The sequence below is a fragment of the Mesorhizobium sp. M2D.F.Ca.ET.226.01.1.1 genome (assembly GCF_004022705.2).
Lineage (GTDB): Bacteria > Pseudomonadota > Alphaproteobacteria > Rhizobiales > Rhizobiaceae > Mesorhizobium.
On record NZ_RZOY02000002.1, the window covers coordinates 283,631 to 298,036 of the forward strand.

Annotated in this window: 13 protein-coding genes; 8 read left to right on the top strand and 5 right to left on the bottom strand. The window is 63.2% G+C overall.

Annotated features, from left to right (window positions below):
• Positions 1-250 precede the first annotated feature (250 nt).
• Genes EN869_RS05170 through EN869_RS05180 form a run of 3 tightly spaced genes read left to right on the top strand, consistent with a single transcriptional unit; the run spans position 251 to position 5,099 of the window.
• The gene (locus EN869_RS05170; RefSeq protein ID WP_127225231.1) at positions 251-2,200 is read left to right on the top strand and encodes a PrkA family serine protein kinase; all 1,950 of its coding nucleotides are present in this window, start codon (positions 251-253) and stop codon (positions 2,198-2,200) included.
• 29 nt (positions 2,201-2,229) lie between these two features.
• The gene (locus EN869_RS05175; protein ID WP_127225232.1) at positions 2,230-3,543 is read left to right on the top strand and encodes a YeaH/YhbH family protein; all 1,314 of its coding nucleotides are present in this window, start codon (positions 2,230-2,232) and stop codon (positions 3,541-3,543) included.
• A gap of 11 nt (positions 3,544-3,554) precedes the next feature.
• Positions 3,555-5,099, top strand: coding sequence for a SpoVR family protein (locus tag EN869_RS05180; RefSeq protein WP_127225233.1), 1,545 nt, complete (start codon positions 3,555-3,557; stop codon positions 5,097-5,099).
• Between the two features lie 188 nt (positions 5,100-5,287).
• Here the strand turns inward: EN869_RS05180 and EN869_RS05185 are convergent, their stop codons facing one another.
• From EN869_RS05185 to EN869_RS05195, 3 genes are read right to left on the bottom strand one after another with little or no spacing between them, the layout of a single operon-like run.
• Positions 5,288-6,184: a transporter associated domain-containing protein gene (locus tag EN869_RS05185; RefSeq protein WP_127225234.1), complete on the bottom strand. Its 897-nt coding sequence runs from the start codon at positions 6,182-6,184 to the stop codon at positions 5,288-5,290.
• Positions 6,181-7,326 (bottom strand): 3-dehydroquinate synthase, encoded by a 1,146-nt coding sequence (aroB, locus tag EN869_RS05190; protein ID WP_127225235.1) that lies wholly within the window; start codon positions 7,324-7,326, stop codon positions 6,181-6,183. Before aroB ends, EN869_RS05185 begins: the two co-directional genes overlap by 4 nt.
• A complete protein-coding gene (locus EN869_RS05195; protein ID WP_127225236.1) occupies positions 7,323-7,952 on the bottom strand; it encodes a shikimate kinase in 630 nt (209 codons plus the stop codon). Before EN869_RS05195 ends, aroB begins: the two co-directional genes overlap by 4 nt.
• Positions 7,953-8,141: 189 nt before the next feature.
• Between EN869_RS05195 and EN869_RS05200 the strand changes: the two genes are divergently transcribed.
• From EN869_RS05200 to EN869_RS05220, 5 genes are all read left to right on the top strand, one after another.
• Positions 8,142-8,294 (top strand): histidine kinase, encoded by a 153-nt coding sequence (locus EN869_RS05200; RefSeq protein WP_127225237.1) that lies wholly within the window; start codon positions 8,142-8,144, stop codon positions 8,292-8,294.
• Positions 8,295-8,315: 21 nt separating this feature from the next.
• Positions 8,316-9,230, top strand: coding sequence for a site-specific tyrosine recombinase XerD (locus tag EN869_RS05205; protein ID WP_127225238.1), 915 nt, complete (start codon positions 8,316-8,318; stop codon positions 9,228-9,230).
• A 101-nt stretch (positions 9,231-9,331) separates the two neighbouring features.
• A complete protein-coding gene (locus tag EN869_RS05210) occupies positions 9,332-10,282 on the top strand; it encodes an acetyl-CoA carboxylase carboxyltransferase subunit alpha (protein ID WP_127225239.1) in 951 nt (316 codons plus the stop codon).
• Between the two features lie 233 nt (positions 10,283-10,515).
• A complete protein-coding gene (locus tag EN869_RS05215; RefSeq protein ID WP_127225240.1) occupies positions 10,516-11,805 on the top strand; it encodes a murein L,D-transpeptidase family protein in 1,290 nt (429 codons plus the stop codon).
• Positions 11,806-11,816: 11 nt separating this feature from the next.
• On the top strand, positions 11,817-12,056 hold the full coding sequence (locus tag EN869_RS05220; RefSeq protein ID WP_127225241.1) for a sulfurtransferase TusA family protein: 240 nt from the start codon (positions 11,817-11,819) through the stop codon (positions 12,054-12,056).
• Positions 12,057-12,058: 2 nt separating this feature from the next.
• On the opposite strand, the gene EN869_RS05225 is transcribed toward EN869_RS05220, so the two are convergent.
• Entirely contained in the window at positions 12,059-13,204 is a 1,146-nt protein-coding gene (locus EN869_RS05225; protein ID WP_127225242.1) for a GTP-binding protein, read from the bottom strand.
• Positions 13,205-13,212: 8 nt separating this feature from the next.
• On the bottom strand, positions 13,213-14,385 hold the full coding sequence (locus tag EN869_RS05230) for a D-alanyl-D-alanine carboxypeptidase family protein (protein ID WP_127225243.1): 1,173 nt from the start codon (positions 14,383-14,385) through the stop codon (positions 13,213-13,215).
• Positions 14,386-14,406: the final 21 nt, after the last annotated feature.

Here is a 14,406-nt window from a genome sequence, read left to right on the forward strand (position 1 = left end):
ACGTCCAGTTATCAGTTGGCAAACAAGCCGACCGCGCGCACACTGATCTTGGCTGTTGATTCGGGTGGGCGACACTGGTTCACGACGGGATGCGCGACGCGACGCTTCTTTGCGACCACGCGGAGTGATCCCCTCAAAGCTAAGTGACCGCAGCCGGTTAATTGCGTTTGCCGGGAACAAATAAGGCTTGCCGGCAGTTGAAGGAGCGATGAGCCGATTGGCAGCCTGTCGGCTCCGAGGCAAGGCAATCATGCGCGAGAATCAATCAGACGTCTTCGACCTGTTTTCGGAGATCTATGCGAACGCGGCCCAGGAAGAGATAAGCCTCCAGCAATATCTGCTAGCCTGCCGCGAGGACAAATCCATGTATGCCTCGGCCCCCGAGCGGATGGTCGAGGCGATAGGCGAGCCGAACCTGGTCGACACCAGCAAGGACGAGCGGCTCGGCCGCATTTTCTCCAACCGCACCATCAAGATCTACCCCTCCTTCTCCGACTTCTACGGAATGGAGGATACGATCGAGCGCATCGCCGGATATTTCCGCTATGCCTCGCAGGGTTTGGAGGAACGCAAACAGATCCTCTATCTGCTTGGCCCGGTCGGCGGCGGCAAATCCTCGCTCGCGGAACGGCTGAAGAAGCTGATGGAGCAGCGGCCGATCTACACGCTCAAGGTCGGCAACCAGATCAGCCCGGTCTTCGAATCGCCGCTCGGCCTTTTCAACCCCGACCGCATGGGCGATCTGCTGGAAGACAAATATGGTATAGCCCGCCGCCGCCTGAATGGACTGATTTCGCCCTGGGCGGCCAAGCGCCTCGACGAATTGTCCGGCGACATCTCCAAATTCAGTGTCGTCAAGCTGTCGCCGTCGCGGCTGCGCCAGATTTCCATCGCCAAGACCGAGCCTGGTGACGAGAACAATCAGGACGTCTCGGCACTGGTCGGCAAGGTCGACATCAGGCAATTGGAAAACTTCAGCCAGTCCGACCCGGATGCCTATTCCTACAGCGGCGGCTTGAACCGGACCACGCAAGGGCTGCTCGAATTCGTCGAGATGTTCAAGGCGCCCATCAAGGTCCTGCATCCGTTGCTGACGGCAACCCAGGAAGGCAGCTACAACGGCACCGAGAATTTCGGCGCCTTCCCTTATCAAGGCATTGTCGTCGCCCACTCCAATGAATCGGAATGGCAGCAGTTCAAGAACAACAAGAACAATGAGGCTTTCCTCGACCGCATCCTCGTGGTCAAGGTTCCCTATTGCCTGCGCATCACCGAGGAAAGGCAGATCTACGAAAAGCTATTGCGCGAAAGCGAGCTGGCAAACAGCCCCTGCGCGCCGGAGGTGCTGGACATCCTCAGCCGCTTCACCGTCTCGACCCGCCTTGCCGAGCACGACAATTCGCCTCTCTACACCAAGATGCGCGCCTATGACGGCGAGAACCTCAAGGAAGTCGATCCGAAAGCCAAGTCGGTCCAGGAATATCGCGACGCCGCCGGCGTCGACGAGGGCATGACCGGGGTGAGCACACGTTTCGCCTTCAAGATCCTCTCGCAGACGTTCAACTACGACACCAAGGAGGTGGCCGCCGATCCGGTGCATCTGATGTACATCCTCGAGGAGGCGATCAAGCGCGAGCAGTTCCCGAAGGAAACGGAAGCCGCCTACCTCGAATTCATCAAGTCGGAGCTCGCGGCGCGCTATGCGGAGTTCATCGGCCACGAGATCCAGAAGGCCTATCTGGAATCCTATAGCGAGTACGGCCAGAACCTCTTCGACCGCTACATCGCTTACGCCGATGCCTGGATCGAGGATCAGGACTACAAGGATCCGGACACCGGCCAGATCCTCAACCGCGAGGTCCTGGAGAAGGAATTGTCTCAGGTCGAAAAGCCGGCCGGCATCGCCAATCCCAAGGACTTCCGCAACGAAGTGGTCAAATTCACATTGCGCGCCCGCGCCCGCAATCACGGCCGTAATCCGTCCTGGACAAGCTATGAAAAGCTGCGCGAGGTCATCGAGAAGCGCATGTTCGGACAGGTCGAGGATTTGCTGCCGGTGATCAGCTTCGGCTCCAAGCAGGACAGCGTCACCGAGAAGCGGCACAATGAATTCGTGCAGCGCATGGTGGAGCGCGGTTACACCGAGCGGCAGGTGCGTCGGCTGGTCGACTGGTATATGCGTGTGAACAAGGCGGGCTGAGCAAAGCCTGGAAAAGCCTGGACGGTTTCATGCCGATCTTCATCGACCGCCGCCTGAACCCGAAGGACAAAAGCCTTGGCAATCGCCAACGCTTCCTGAAGCGCGCGCGCGAAGAGCTCAAGCGCAACATCCGCGACCGCGTGCGCGCCGGCGGCATCGCCGACCTGGATCGCGAGCATGCCGTGCCGATCCCGCGCAAAGGCACCGGCGAGCCTACGTTCAGCGACGCTAAGGATAGCGGCCGGCGCCAGCATATCTTGCCCGGCAACAAGTCGTTCAACGCGGGTGACCTAGTCCCCAAGCCAAGCGGCGGTGGAGGCGCAGGCGCATCGGCTCCCGGAACGACTGAATCCGAGGACGATTTCCGCTTCGTGCTGTCGCGCGAGGAGGTGCTGGATCTCTTCTTCGAAGACCTCGAACTCCCCGATCTGGTCAAGCTCAGCCTGAAGCAGATCCTCAGCTTCAAGCCGAAGCGGGCGGGTTTCGCGGCCAGCGGCGCGCCGACCAACATCAATGTCGGGCGCACGATGCGAAACAGCCACGGGCGACGTATCGCGTTGAGACGTCCGAAACGGGCGGAGGTGGAAGCTCTCGCCCAGCAGATCGCCGACCTGGAAGCAAAGCCGCCAAATGCCAAGACGCATGAACGCATCGTGGCCTTGCGCGAGGAACTCGACCGGCTGGAACGCCGGCGCCGGCGGATAGCGTATGTCGACCCGGTCGACATTCGCTTCAATCGCTTCGACCCGCAGCCGAGGCCGAATGCCAGCGCCGTCATGTTCTGTCTGATGGACGTGTCGGGATCGATGGGCGAGCGGGAGAAGGATCTGGCCAAGCGCTTCTTCGTGCTGCTGCATCTGTTCCTGACGCGGCGCTACGAGCGCACCGAAATCGTCTTCATCCGCCACACTCACGAGGCCAAGGAGGTGGACGAGCACACGTTTTTCTACCACACGCAAAGCGGCGGCACCGTCGTTTCCACGGCGCTCGAGGAAATGCACCGCATCATCGAGGAGCGCTACCCGGCCTCCGAATGGAACATCTATGCCGCCCAGGCTTCCGACGGCGACAACTTCGCCACCGACTCCGAGCGCTGCATTGAGCTGCTCGATCGCAGGCTGATGCGACTTTGCCAGTACTTCGCCTATGTCGAGATCATCGACGAACGGGAGAGCCACATTTTTGGTTCGACCGAGAACGGAACGTCGCTCTGGCGCGCTTACAACGCCGTCGATCAGAAATGGCCGAGCTTCCAGATGCGGCGCATCGCGGCTCCGGCCGATATCTACCCGGTGTTCCGCGAGCTCTTCGCCAGGCAACCCGATCTGCGCAAGAGCGCTTGAGGACATCGCCGATGGCCAGCCAGGCGCGCAAATCCGCACTGCTGTTTTCCGGGTCGGACTGGGATTTCGCGAAACTGTCGCGGGTCTATGACGAGATCGAAGCGATCGCCCTCGAAGAGCTCCGCCTCGACATCTATCCCGTGCAGATGGAGGTCATTTCCTCCGAACAGATGCTCGATGCCTATTCGTCCGTCGGCATGCCGCTGATGTATCGCCATTGGTCGTTCGGCAAGCATTTCATCTATGACGAGCTGCTTTACCGCAAGGGCGCGCGCGGGCTGGCCTACGAGATCGTCATCAACTCCAATCCCTGCATCGTCTATCTCATGGAAGAGAACACCATGGCGCTGCAGGCGCTGGTGACTGCCCATGCGGCACTCGGCCACAACCACTTCTTCAAGAACAATCATCTCTTCCGGCAATGGACGGATGCCGGAGGGATTCTCAGTTATCTCGATTTCGCCAAGGGCTACATAGCCCGCTGCGAGGAGCGGCATGGGCTGGCCGCGGTGGAGTCGATCCTCGATGCAGCCCACGCGCTGATGGAGCAAGGCGTGTTCCGCTACCATCGCCCCCCGAAACTGTCCTCCGAGCAGCAACGCGAAGGATTGCGCGAGCGGCTGGAATATGAGGAGCGTTCCTTCAACGACCTCTGGCGCACGCTGCCGCCGTCATCGGGAAAGAATAAGCCGGAGGCAAGGGACGAAATCCTTGCGGAGCGCAAAAAGTCGCTGAACCTACCCGAGGAGAACCTGCTCTATTTCCTGGAGAAGAACAGCCTGGTGCTGGAGCCCTGGCAGCGCGAGGTCGTCAGGATCGTGCGTGTCGTCGCGCAATATTTCTACCCGCAGCGGCAGACTCAGGTGATGAACGAAGGCTGCGCAACCTTCGTGCACTATACGATCATGAACCTCCTCTTCGATCGCGGCCGCATCAGCGAAGGCGCCATGTTGGAGATCCTGCGCAACCACTCGAACGTCGTCTTTCAGCCAGGCTTTGACGACCCGCGTTTCTCCGGCATCAATCCCTATGCCTTGGGACTCGATATGATGCAGGATATCCAGCGCATCTCGACCGCGCCGACCGCCGAGGATCGCGACTGGTTCCCGGACTTCGCCGGCCGCGGCGACTGGCGCGAGACCCTGCTCGATGCCTGGGCCAACCATCGCGACGAATCCTTCATCCACCAGTATCTCAGCCCCGCGCTGATCCGAAAATGGCGGCTCTTCGTGCTGGCCGACGGCGCCGACGAGCCGCATTACCAGGTCGCATCGATCCACAATGAGCGCGGCTATCGCAAGATACGTTCCGCGCTGGCTCACAGCTATGAGATTGGCGCGAAAAGGCCCGACATCGAGGTGGTGGACGTCGACCTCCTGGGTGATCGGCACCTGAGGCTGCAGCACAATGTCAAGAACGGCATCCTGCTCGACGGCGAAAGCCGCGACGCGACGCTGCGTCACATCAGGCGCCTCTGGGGCTATGACGTCAGCTTGGCGGCGGTCGATGCCGAGACCGGCGCGGTGCTCGGCGAACGCTCGACGAAGGATCTTTGAGCGGCATCACTCGATCGCCCGCCCCAAGCCTTGTTTCAGCGCAATTCCGGCCGGAAAACCGCTGCACGCTTTTCCTGGAATTGCTCTCAAGCACGTCTCCCGAAAGTGGGAACCGGTTTCGGGATAAAGCATGCGTGAAATCAAAAACCTAAAGCGCGTGGAGCCAAGCTGAAAGATCGCGACGCGCTTTAATTATCGCCGGCGGGCCTGATCCTGAGCCTGGCAATTCGGTTCTTGTCGCGCTTCATCACCACGAAGCGTTTGCCGTGGAAGGTGAAGGCCTGCTTCTCCTCCGGGATCGACTGCGTCTCGTGGATGACGAGGCCGGCAATGGTCGTGGCTTCCTCGTCGGGCAGGTCCCAGTCGAGCGCGCGGTTCAGGTCGCGGATCGGCACCGTGCCCTCGACGACGACCGAGCCGTCCGCCTCCTTCTTTACGCCTTGCATGTCGACATCATGCTCATCGGCGATCTCGCCGACGATCTCCTCGATGATGTCTTCCAGCGTCACCAGCCCTTCGACCTCGCCATACTCGTCGACGACGATGGCGAAATGCGCCTTGCGCCGCAGGAAGGCGTTGAGCTGTTCCTGTAAGGTCGTGGTGTCCGGCACGAACCAAGGCTTGGCCGCGATCTTCATCACGTCGATCCGCGAAAAATCGTTGCCGACCTCGTTGAGGGCCCTCAGCAGATCTTTCGCGTGCAGCACGCCGACGATGTTGTCGAGCGAGCCTTTCCAGAGCGGCATGCGGGTGTGCGGACTCGTGAGTATTTCGCGCACCACCGCTTCCGGCGCGTTGTCGGCATTGACGGAGCGCATATTGGTGCGGTGGACCATGATATCCGACACCTCGAGTTCTTCGAGGTCGAAGAGGCCCTCGAGCCGGTTGCGCGCCTCACCGGCAGCCCCACCATCGCGGCGGAGTTCGTCGCTGTCTTCATCCTTGCCGATGCGCTCGGACCGCTGGGCCGGCTCTACCGGCCGCAGCACGTAGCCGAAAGCGGCCAGCAGTTGGGCGCGGAACAGAAGCGCCAGGAGCACGATGGCGGCGAGGACGGCGGCGACGATCCAGCCGGCGTCGATCATCCGGAACGGCTCCTCTTGGACCGTTCGGGATGGCTTGTCTTGAGGAAGGAGAGCACTTCCGAGGGCGGCACGTCCTTGGCGATGAAGGCCTGGCCGACGCCATGCGTCAGGATGAAGGTCAGCGCGCCGCGCGAGACCTTCTTGTCCTGGGTGATGAAACCGAGCAGCGCCTCGGCGTCCGGCAGTTCGCCGGGAATGTCGGCCATGCGCCAGGGCAGGCCGACGGCGCGAAGGTGCGCTTCGACGCGTTCCGCGTCATCGGGGCTCGCCAGGTTGAGCCGCGCCGAAAAACGATGCGCCAGCGCCATGCCGATGGCGACGCCCTCGCCATGGACGAGACGCGCGCCGTCATATTGCGTGGCGGCTTCCAGCGCATGGCCGAATGTGTGGCCGAGATTGAGCAGGGCGCGGTCGCCGGTCTCGAACTCGTCGCGGGCAACGACATCGGCCTTGGCGCGGCAGGCCTGGGCGATCGCTTCGACTCGCGCCGGGCCGCCGGCAAAGACCTGCTCCCAGTTCTGCTCGAGCCAGGCGAAGAAGGCCGGACGGTCGATCAGCCCGTATTTGGCAAGCTCGGCATAGCCGGCGCGGAACTCGCGGATCGGCAGCGTGTCGAGCACGCCGGTGTCGGCAAGCACCAGTTTCGGCTGGTGGAAGACGCCGACGAGGTTCTTGCCGCGCCGGCTGTTGATGCCGGTCTTGCCGCCGACGGAGGAATCGACCTGCGCCAGGAGCGAGGTCGGCACCTGCACGAAATTCATGCCCCGTCGCACGATGCCGGACGCAAAGCCGGCAAGATCGCCGATGACGCCGCCGCCGAGCGCGATGACGACGTCGCGGCGTTCGAGCTTTGCCGCGAGCACGCCATCCACCACCTCTTCGAGATGGGCAAAGCTCTTGGTCTTCTCGCCGGCGGGCAGCGTGATGGCGGCGGACTGGATGCCGCCCTTCTCCAATCCCGCCCTCAGCGTGTCGAGATGCGCGGCGGCAACGTTCTCATCGGTGACGATGGCCGCGCGGGTGCCGGGAAGGCGGCGCCCGATCTCCTCGCCGGAGCGCGCTAGCAATCCGGAACCGATGAGGATGTCATAGGCGCGGTCGCCGAGCCCGACCTCGACCTTCACCGGTTCGGCATTGCTCACGACTGCACCTCGTCGGTTGTGGCGCTTGTAGCGCCCGTCGCGATCGCCTCGACGCCGAGATGGGTGCAGAGCGCAGCGACGACTTCGTCCGCGATGATCTCCTTGCGGTCGTCGCGCGTCGGCACGGTCAGGTCGGCGGTGGCGTAGACCGGGTAACGCTCAGCCATCAGCTTCTCCAGCACGCCGCGCGGATCGGGGTTCTTGAGCAGCGGCCGGTTCTGCTTCTTGGAGACGCGCTCCATCAACAGGTCCAGATCGGCCTTCAGCCAGACCGATACGCCGTGCGCGGAAATCGCCTCGCGCGTCTGCGCATTCATGAAGGCGCCACCGCCGGTCGACAGCACTTGCGGCCCGTTCTCCAGCAGGCGCAGGATCACCCGCTGCTCCAGCGCCCGGAATTCCGGCTCGCCATAGCGCTCGAACAATTCCGGCACCGTCATGCGCGAGACGCTCTCGATCTCCTGGTCGCTGTCCATGAAGGGCAGCGAAAGCATCGTCGCCACCTTGCGGCCGATCGCTGTCTTGCCCGCCCCCATCAGCCCGACGAAGACGATCGAACGGCCGCCGAGCCGTTCGACCAGCGCGGCATGGCCTTCGTCCGTTGGATTTGCGGGCAGAGCGTTCATCAGGGCCTCTTTGCGCCGTATCGACATCAAAAGCCTGTTTGCGTCAAGCGCGGGCAGGCAAACGTCCAAGAAGCATTTCCGGCGAAACATTTGTAGACCGGAATCCTCGTCCTTGAATTGGCCGGCTTGGCGTCCCATAAGGGCACAGGGCTTTGGAATCGCAGAACAAGAAGACGGGCAAAAATTTGAATGCCGACTTTGTTTCGGTTTGTCGTGACGCTGGCGGTTCTTGCAGCCATCGCCTATGGCGCGATGTTCGCGCTGGCGATGTTCGTGGAGCCTAAAAAAGCGGAAATAAGCATCCGTATCCCGGCCGAAAAGCTGAACCCGAAGAAAAACTGACGAAGCACTGATCCTGGCCCGATGAACAGCGCCGCCCGCATCGAAGCCTTCCTCGAAATGATGAGCGCCGAGCGGGGCGCGGCCGAAAACACGCTTTCCTCCTACCGCCGTGACCTCGAGGACGCTTCTGAGGCGATCAAAGGCGGGCTGGCGGGCGCCGGATCGGCCGACATCCGCGCCTATCTCGACGATATCGCCGCCAGAGGCTTCGCGCCGGCCTCGCAGGCGCGCAAACTGTCGGCGATCCGCCAGTTTTTCAAATTCCTGTACGCCGAAGGCCTGCGCGGCGACGACCCTACCGGCACGCTGGACAGCCCGCGCAAGGGCCGGCCGCTGCCGAAGACGATGAGCGAGGCCGAGACCGGCCGCCTGCTAGACCGGGCGGCGCAGGAAGCCGGCGAATCCGGACCGGACGGCGACAGCTTGGCCGCATTGCGCCTGCACGCGCTGGTCGAGGTGCTCTACGCCACCGGCCTGCGCGTATCGGAACTCGTCGGCCTGCCGGTCACGGTGGCGTTGCGCGACGACCGCTTCTTCATGGTGCGCGGCAAGGGCGACAAGGAACGCATGGTGCCGCTGTCGGCCAAGGCGCGCGACGCCATGCGCGCCTGGCTTGGCGCGAGGGCCGGGCGGCCGGCCTTTGCCGAGAGCCCGTTCCTGTTTCCGGCCTCCTCCGACAGCGGCCATCTCTCCCGGCAGGTTTTCGCCCGCGATCTCAAGGGTTTGGCCGCACGGTCCGGCATCGCGTCGGCGAAAATCTCGCCACATGTGCTTCGCCACGCTTTTGCCAGCCATCTCCTGCAGAACGGCGCCGATCTCAGAGCCGTTCAGCAACTTCTTGGCCATGCCGACATCTCGACCACGCAGATCTACACCCATGTTCTGGAAGAGCGGCTGGTGCGGCTGGTCAACGATCATCATCCGCTTGCCGACTAGGCCTCATATCGCTATGTGAGGGCGACGTTCCACCGCCCGGAGCCGGCATTTCAGCGGTTCCGCCAGCCATTTCGCCTTCCGACGGATCGGTCCGCCCAAGCATGTACAACTACCTCGACTTCGAAAAGCCGGTGCAGGATCTGGAGCTCAAGATCCTTGAGCTGAAGAAGCTTGCCGAGAACGGCGAAGCGGTCGATGTCGCCGAAGAGATCAGCAGGCTGGAAAAGCGCTCGCGCGACGCATTGCGCGACCTCTACAAGGCGCTCACGCCCTGGCAGAAGGTGCAGGTCGCGCGCCATCCCGACCGCCCGCATTGCGTCGACTACATCAAAGCGCTGTTCACCGACTTCACGCCGCTGGCCGGCGACCGCAACTTTGGCGACGACCAGGCGATCGTCGGCGGCTTCGCCCGCTTCCGCGGCGAGCCGGTGGCGGTGATCGGCCAGGAGAAGGGCTCGGACACGGCAAGCCGCATCAAGCACAATTTCGGTTCGGTGCGGCCCGAGGGCTACCGCAAGGCTGTGCGCCTGATGGAGCTGGCCGATCGCTTCAGCATACCGCTGTTGACGCTGGTCGACACCGCCGGCGCCTATCCCGGTGTCGGCGCCGAGGAGCGTGGCCAGGCCGAAGCGATCGCGCGTTCGACCTCCGCGTGTCTTTCGCTGAAAGTGCCGTCGATCTCGGTCGTCATCGGCGAAGGCGGCTCCGGCGGCGCCATCGCGATCGCCACCGCCAACCGCGTCTACATGCTGGAGCACGCCATCTATTCGGTGATCTCGCCCGAAGGTGCCGCCTCGATCCTGTGGCGCGACACCACCCGCTCGAAGGACGCGGCGACCAACATGAAGATCACCGCGCAGGATCTTCTGGAGATGAAGATCATAGACGCCATCATTCCCGAGCCGATGGGTGGTGCCCAGCGCGCGCCGGAAACGGTGATCGCCTCCACCGGCGACCTCATCGCCAGGACGATGAAGGACTTTGCCGGCGCCAACACCGATTTCCGCGAGCAGCGCCGTGAGAAGTACCTGGCAATGGGCCGCAGCCTCTAAATCGGGCATCTGGCGGTAAACTGTGGCGGCCATGACCAATTTCGCCACAAAAATGCCGCCGCATTCGGCTCAATGAAACTTGTCGCGAGGGGTTGGCCAAGATCTGCTGGCGAGACTTGCGGTAAGGAATTTTCAAGGTTAACGGGCTTACGGTCCACTGGTGTTCAGCCTGCGGGCCCGGCCATGCCGAAAGCCGTTGGCCCGAGACCCGAGAGAAAAGCATAGCCGTACCCATGTTTGCCAAGCTCGCCCGCACTGGAGTCCTGATCGCCGCCGTCGGCGTCGCCGGCTGCAACGATTCGTCGATGAAGGATTTCGCGCCGGAGGCCAACAAGCCGCTGCCGGACAAGATCCTTGCCGATATGCAGGCCAAGGGCATGGTGCGCACCTCCTCGGTGATGGCGCGCATCTTCAAGGAAGAAGGCAAGCTCGAGATCTGGAAGGCCAAGACCAACGGCCGCTACGATCTCGTCGCCAGCTACGACATCTGCAAATGGTCGGGCAAGCTCGGTCCCAAATACACCGAGGGCGACCGCCAGGCGCCGGAAGGCTTCTACACGGTTCGTCCCTCGCAGATGAACCCGCGCTCGAACTATCATCTGTCCTTCAACATCGGTTTCCCCAACGCCTATGACCGCGCCAATGGCCGCACCGGCCAGAACCTGATGGTGCACGGCGCCTGCTCCTCGTCCGGCTGTTATTCGATGACCGACGCGCAGATCGAGCAGATCTATGCCTTCGGCCGCGACGCCTTCCAGGGCGGCCAGACCGAGTTCCAGATCCAGGCCTTCCCGTTCCGCATGACCGCCGCCAACATGGCGCGCTATCGCAACGACCCGAACTACGAGTTCTGGAAGATGCTGAAGGTCGGCTACGACAATTTCGAGATCACCAAGGTGCCGCCGAAGGTCGACGTCTGCGAGAAGCGCTACGTCTTCAACCAGGTCGCGCCTGAAGGTACGACCTTCAACCCGACCGGCCCCTGCCCCGAGACAACGCAGCCGGACTCGCTGAAGACCGCCTACGCCAATTACGAGAAGAGTTACGACGCGGCCTTCAAGTCGGCCGTGAATTCGAGCAGCGTGGCGCCGAAGCCGACGATCGCCGGCATCAAGGAGGCCAGCATCGTTTCCGACTGGTCGAAGCGACGCGCCCGCGGCGAGCGCGTGCCGATCGAACCGCCGTCGATGAATCCGGACGGCTCGGTGACGGAAACGACCCGCATGGGCCGCATCGATTCCCCCGCCGGCCGCAAGATGGCCGCGCTCGACGCCGAGAAGGAAGCCAAGCGCAAGGCCGAGGAGCAGCGCCTGGCGGCGATCGAGGCTGCCAAGGCCGCCAAGGAACAGGCCAAGGCGCAGGCATTGGCAGAGAAGGAAGCCGCCAAGCAGGCTGCCCAGCAGCCGGTCGTTACGGCCGGCGTCGAGGCCGCGCCCGCCCAGGAAACGCAGCAGGCGGCGGATGCCGATCAAGGCACGGTGTCGAAGCTGAAGAGGAAGCTGCTTGGCATGTTCGGCGGCTGAGAGCCTTCAGCTTGGCAAAACCGGCCGCCACCTACGATCTCAAGGGACTGAACTGTCCGCTGCCGGTGCTGAAAGCCCGCAAGCGGCTGGCCGCGATGCGGCCGGGTGCCAGGCTTTGGCTCGAAACCACAGATCCGCTGGCGGTGATCGACATCCCGGCCTTCTGCGCCGATGCCGGTCACCAGCTGATCGAGACGGCCGCGGTCACCGGCGGTCATCGTTTCCTGGTCGAGCGCGGCAGCGCGGCCTGAACCTACAACCCGGCGATCGCCAGCGGATTGGACTCAAGCGCGGCCCTGTCCGGCGTGTCGATCGACGGCTTGTTGGTGAAGGCGGCGAACAGCCGGTGGATATAGTCGTCCGGCATGTCCAGCGTGATCAGCACCAGCCTGGTGCCGCGCTGGCCGTCGGGCCATGCCGGCAGCCTTGCCGGCGGATGCAGGATCTTCTGCACGCCATGGATCACCAGCGGCCGCGACGGGTCCTCCGCGAGCTCGATGACGCCCTTCATGCGCAACAGCTTCTCGCCATGCGTCGAGCGCAGAAGATCGAGGAACATCTCGATTGACGAGAACGGCACTGGGCCTTCATGCACGAGCGAGTGCGAGCGCACCCGCGCGTCATGGCGATGCTCATGATGGTGATCATGACCATGGTCGCCGCCATGGTGATGATGGTCATGATCATGGTGATGATCCTGATCATGGCAATGATCCTGATCATGCGCCGCCTCTTCGCCGAGCCAGCGCCGTACATCGGCGGACTTGGTCCGGGGATCATAGAGGCCGCAATTGAACAGCGCCGCGGCGCCGGTGCCGGGCTGGTTGACGTCGAGCACCACGGCGCCCGGATTGATCTGCCTGAGTCTCGCCCGCAACGCTTCGATCCCGGCCGCCTCGGCAAGGTCGGTCTTGGTCAGCACGATGCGGTCGGCCACCGCCGCCTGCTTGAGAGCCTCGACATGGCTGTCGAGCGTGGCCTCGCCATTGACGGCATCGACCAGCGTGATGACGCCGTCGAGCCGGAAGGCCTGGAGCAGCGCAGGGTGCGCCATGATCGACTGCAGCACCGGCGCCGGATCGGCCAGCCCTGTCGTCTCGACGACGACGCGGGCCAGCTTCGCGATGCGGCCAGTCTGCAGCCTGTCGACGAGATCGGCAAGCGTGTCGACCAGATCGCCGCGCACCGTGCAGCACAGGCAGCCGTCAGAAAGCTGGATGATGCCGTCGGACGCCTGCTCGACCAGCAGGTGGTCGATCGCGACCTCGCCGAACTCGTTGATGATCACCGCCGTATCGGCAAGCTCCGGATCCTTGAGCAGCCGGTTGAGCAATGTCGTCTTGCCGGCGCCGAGAAAGCCGGTGAGCACCGAAACAGGAATGGGAAAGCCGCTGCTCATTTCAGAGATCAGTTCGCCGCCTTGACCGGCTGATCGCCCTGCGCCGCGGCGGCTGCCGTTCCCGTCGCCAGCGGCTCGGCGCCGGCCGGCGCCGGCACATCTGGCCGCCAGCTCGGCAGCGGCACATCGGCGTAGTTCTGGTCGGTCTGGTCGACAAAGGCCTTGGGCGCCGGTCCCGTGGCGCCGCCGAGACCAACCGCGATCAGCGTAGGATGATCGAGTTTCACCTGGTAAGGCGACTTCGGCTTATCCTTGGCGGCGACCTCGGGGGCTGCCTCGGACTGCTCATCTTTCGGCTTCTTCTTGCAGATCTCCTCTTGCATGTCGTTGGGCGAGAGCGTGTCGCCATAGGGCTTGAGCGCGGCCAGCGTGGTCGAACCCGTCGCCGGCGTATCAAAACCCTGGTCGAGCAGCTTTGCCGCCGCCTCGGCGCGGCTGACGGCGGATTTCTCGCCAAGCACGACGGCGACAAGCGTGCGGCCGTTGCGCGTCGCCGAGCCGATCATGTTGAATCCGGAAGAGCAGACGAAGCCGGTCTTCATACCGTCGGCGCCGGGATAGCGCCCGATCAGCAGATTGTAGTTCGGCAGCGCCTTCTTGCCGACGGCAAGTCCCTCGATCGAGAACCACGGCGCGTATTGCGGAAAGTCGTTGCGGATCGCCGTTACCAGGACGGCGAGGTCCCGCGCGGTCGTGTACTGGTCCGGCGAATAAAGCCCGTTCGGATTGACGAAATGCGTGCCTGTCATGCCGAGCCGGGCCGCTTCGGCGTTCATTCGGTCGGCGAAGGCGGCCTGCGACCCGCCGATATTCTCGCCGATGGCCATGGCGATGTCGTTGGCGGACTTGACCAGCATCATCTTCAGCGCGTTGTCGAGCCGCATCACCGAGCCGGGCTTGAAGCCCATCTTGCTCGGCGGCTCGCCGGCCGAGTGTTTCGTTACCCTGATCGGCGAATCGAGCGCCACTTCGCCGGCCTGGATGGCGCGGAAGGCGACATAGGCCGTCATCAGCTTGCTGAGCGAGGCCGGATACCAGCGCTTGAACGCATCCTGGTGCTCCAGAATGGAGCCGCTCTTCAGGTCGAAAAGGACGACCGGATTGGCGCGGGCAGCACCGGCAAGCACCGGAAGAGCCAGCGCGCCTGCCAGCAATAGGTTGAGGAAATGCCTCTGCCGCATGATCAAATCCGAAATCGCCTC

Excerpts from the sequence above, each read along its gene's own strand:
- EN869_RS05230 (WP_127225243.1), bottom strand. The coding sequence starts at position 14,385 with ATGCGGCAGAGGCATTTCCTCAACCTATTGCTGGCAGGCGCGCTGGCT.
- EN869_RS05215 (WP_127225240.1), top strand. The coding sequence starts at position 10,516 with ATGTTTGCCAAGCTCGCCCGCACTGGAGTCCTGATCGCCGCCGTCGGC.
- EN869_RS05210 (WP_127225239.1), top strand. The coding sequence starts at position 9,332 with ATGTACAACTACCTCGACTTCGAAAAGCCGGTGCAGGATCTGGAGCTC.
- EN869_RS05205 (WP_127225238.1), top strand. The coding sequence starts at position 8,316 with ATGAACAGCGCCGCCCGCATCGAAGCCTTCCTCGAAATGATGAGCGCC.
- EN869_RS05180 (WP_127225233.1), top strand. The coding sequence starts at position 3,555 with ATGGCCAGCCAGGCGCGCAAATCCGCACTGCTGTTTTCCGGGTCGGAC.
- EN869_RS05170 (WP_127225231.1), top strand. The coding sequence starts at position 251 with ATGCGCGAGAATCAATCAGACGTCTTCGACCTGTTTTCGGAGATCTAT.
- EN869_RS05185 (WP_127225234.1), bottom strand. The coding sequence starts at position 6,184 with ATGATCGACGCCGGCTGGATCGTCGCCGCCGTCCTCGCCGCCATCGTG.
- EN869_RS05225 (WP_127225242.1), bottom strand. The coding sequence starts at position 13,204 with ATGAGCAGCGGCTTTCCCATTCCTGTTTCGGTGCTCACCGGCTTTCTC.
- EN869_RS05200 (WP_127225237.1), top strand. The coding sequence starts at position 8,142 with ATGCCGACTTTGTTTCGGTTTGTCGTGACGCTGGCGGTTCTTGCAGCC.
- EN869_RS05175 (WP_127225232.1), top strand. The coding sequence starts at position 2,230 with ATGCCGATCTTCATCGACCGCCGCCTGAACCCGAAGGACAAAAGCCTT.
- EN869_RS05195 (WP_127225236.1), bottom strand. The coding sequence starts at position 7,952 with ATGAACGCTCTGCCCGCAAATCCAACGGACGAAGGCCATGCCGCGCTG.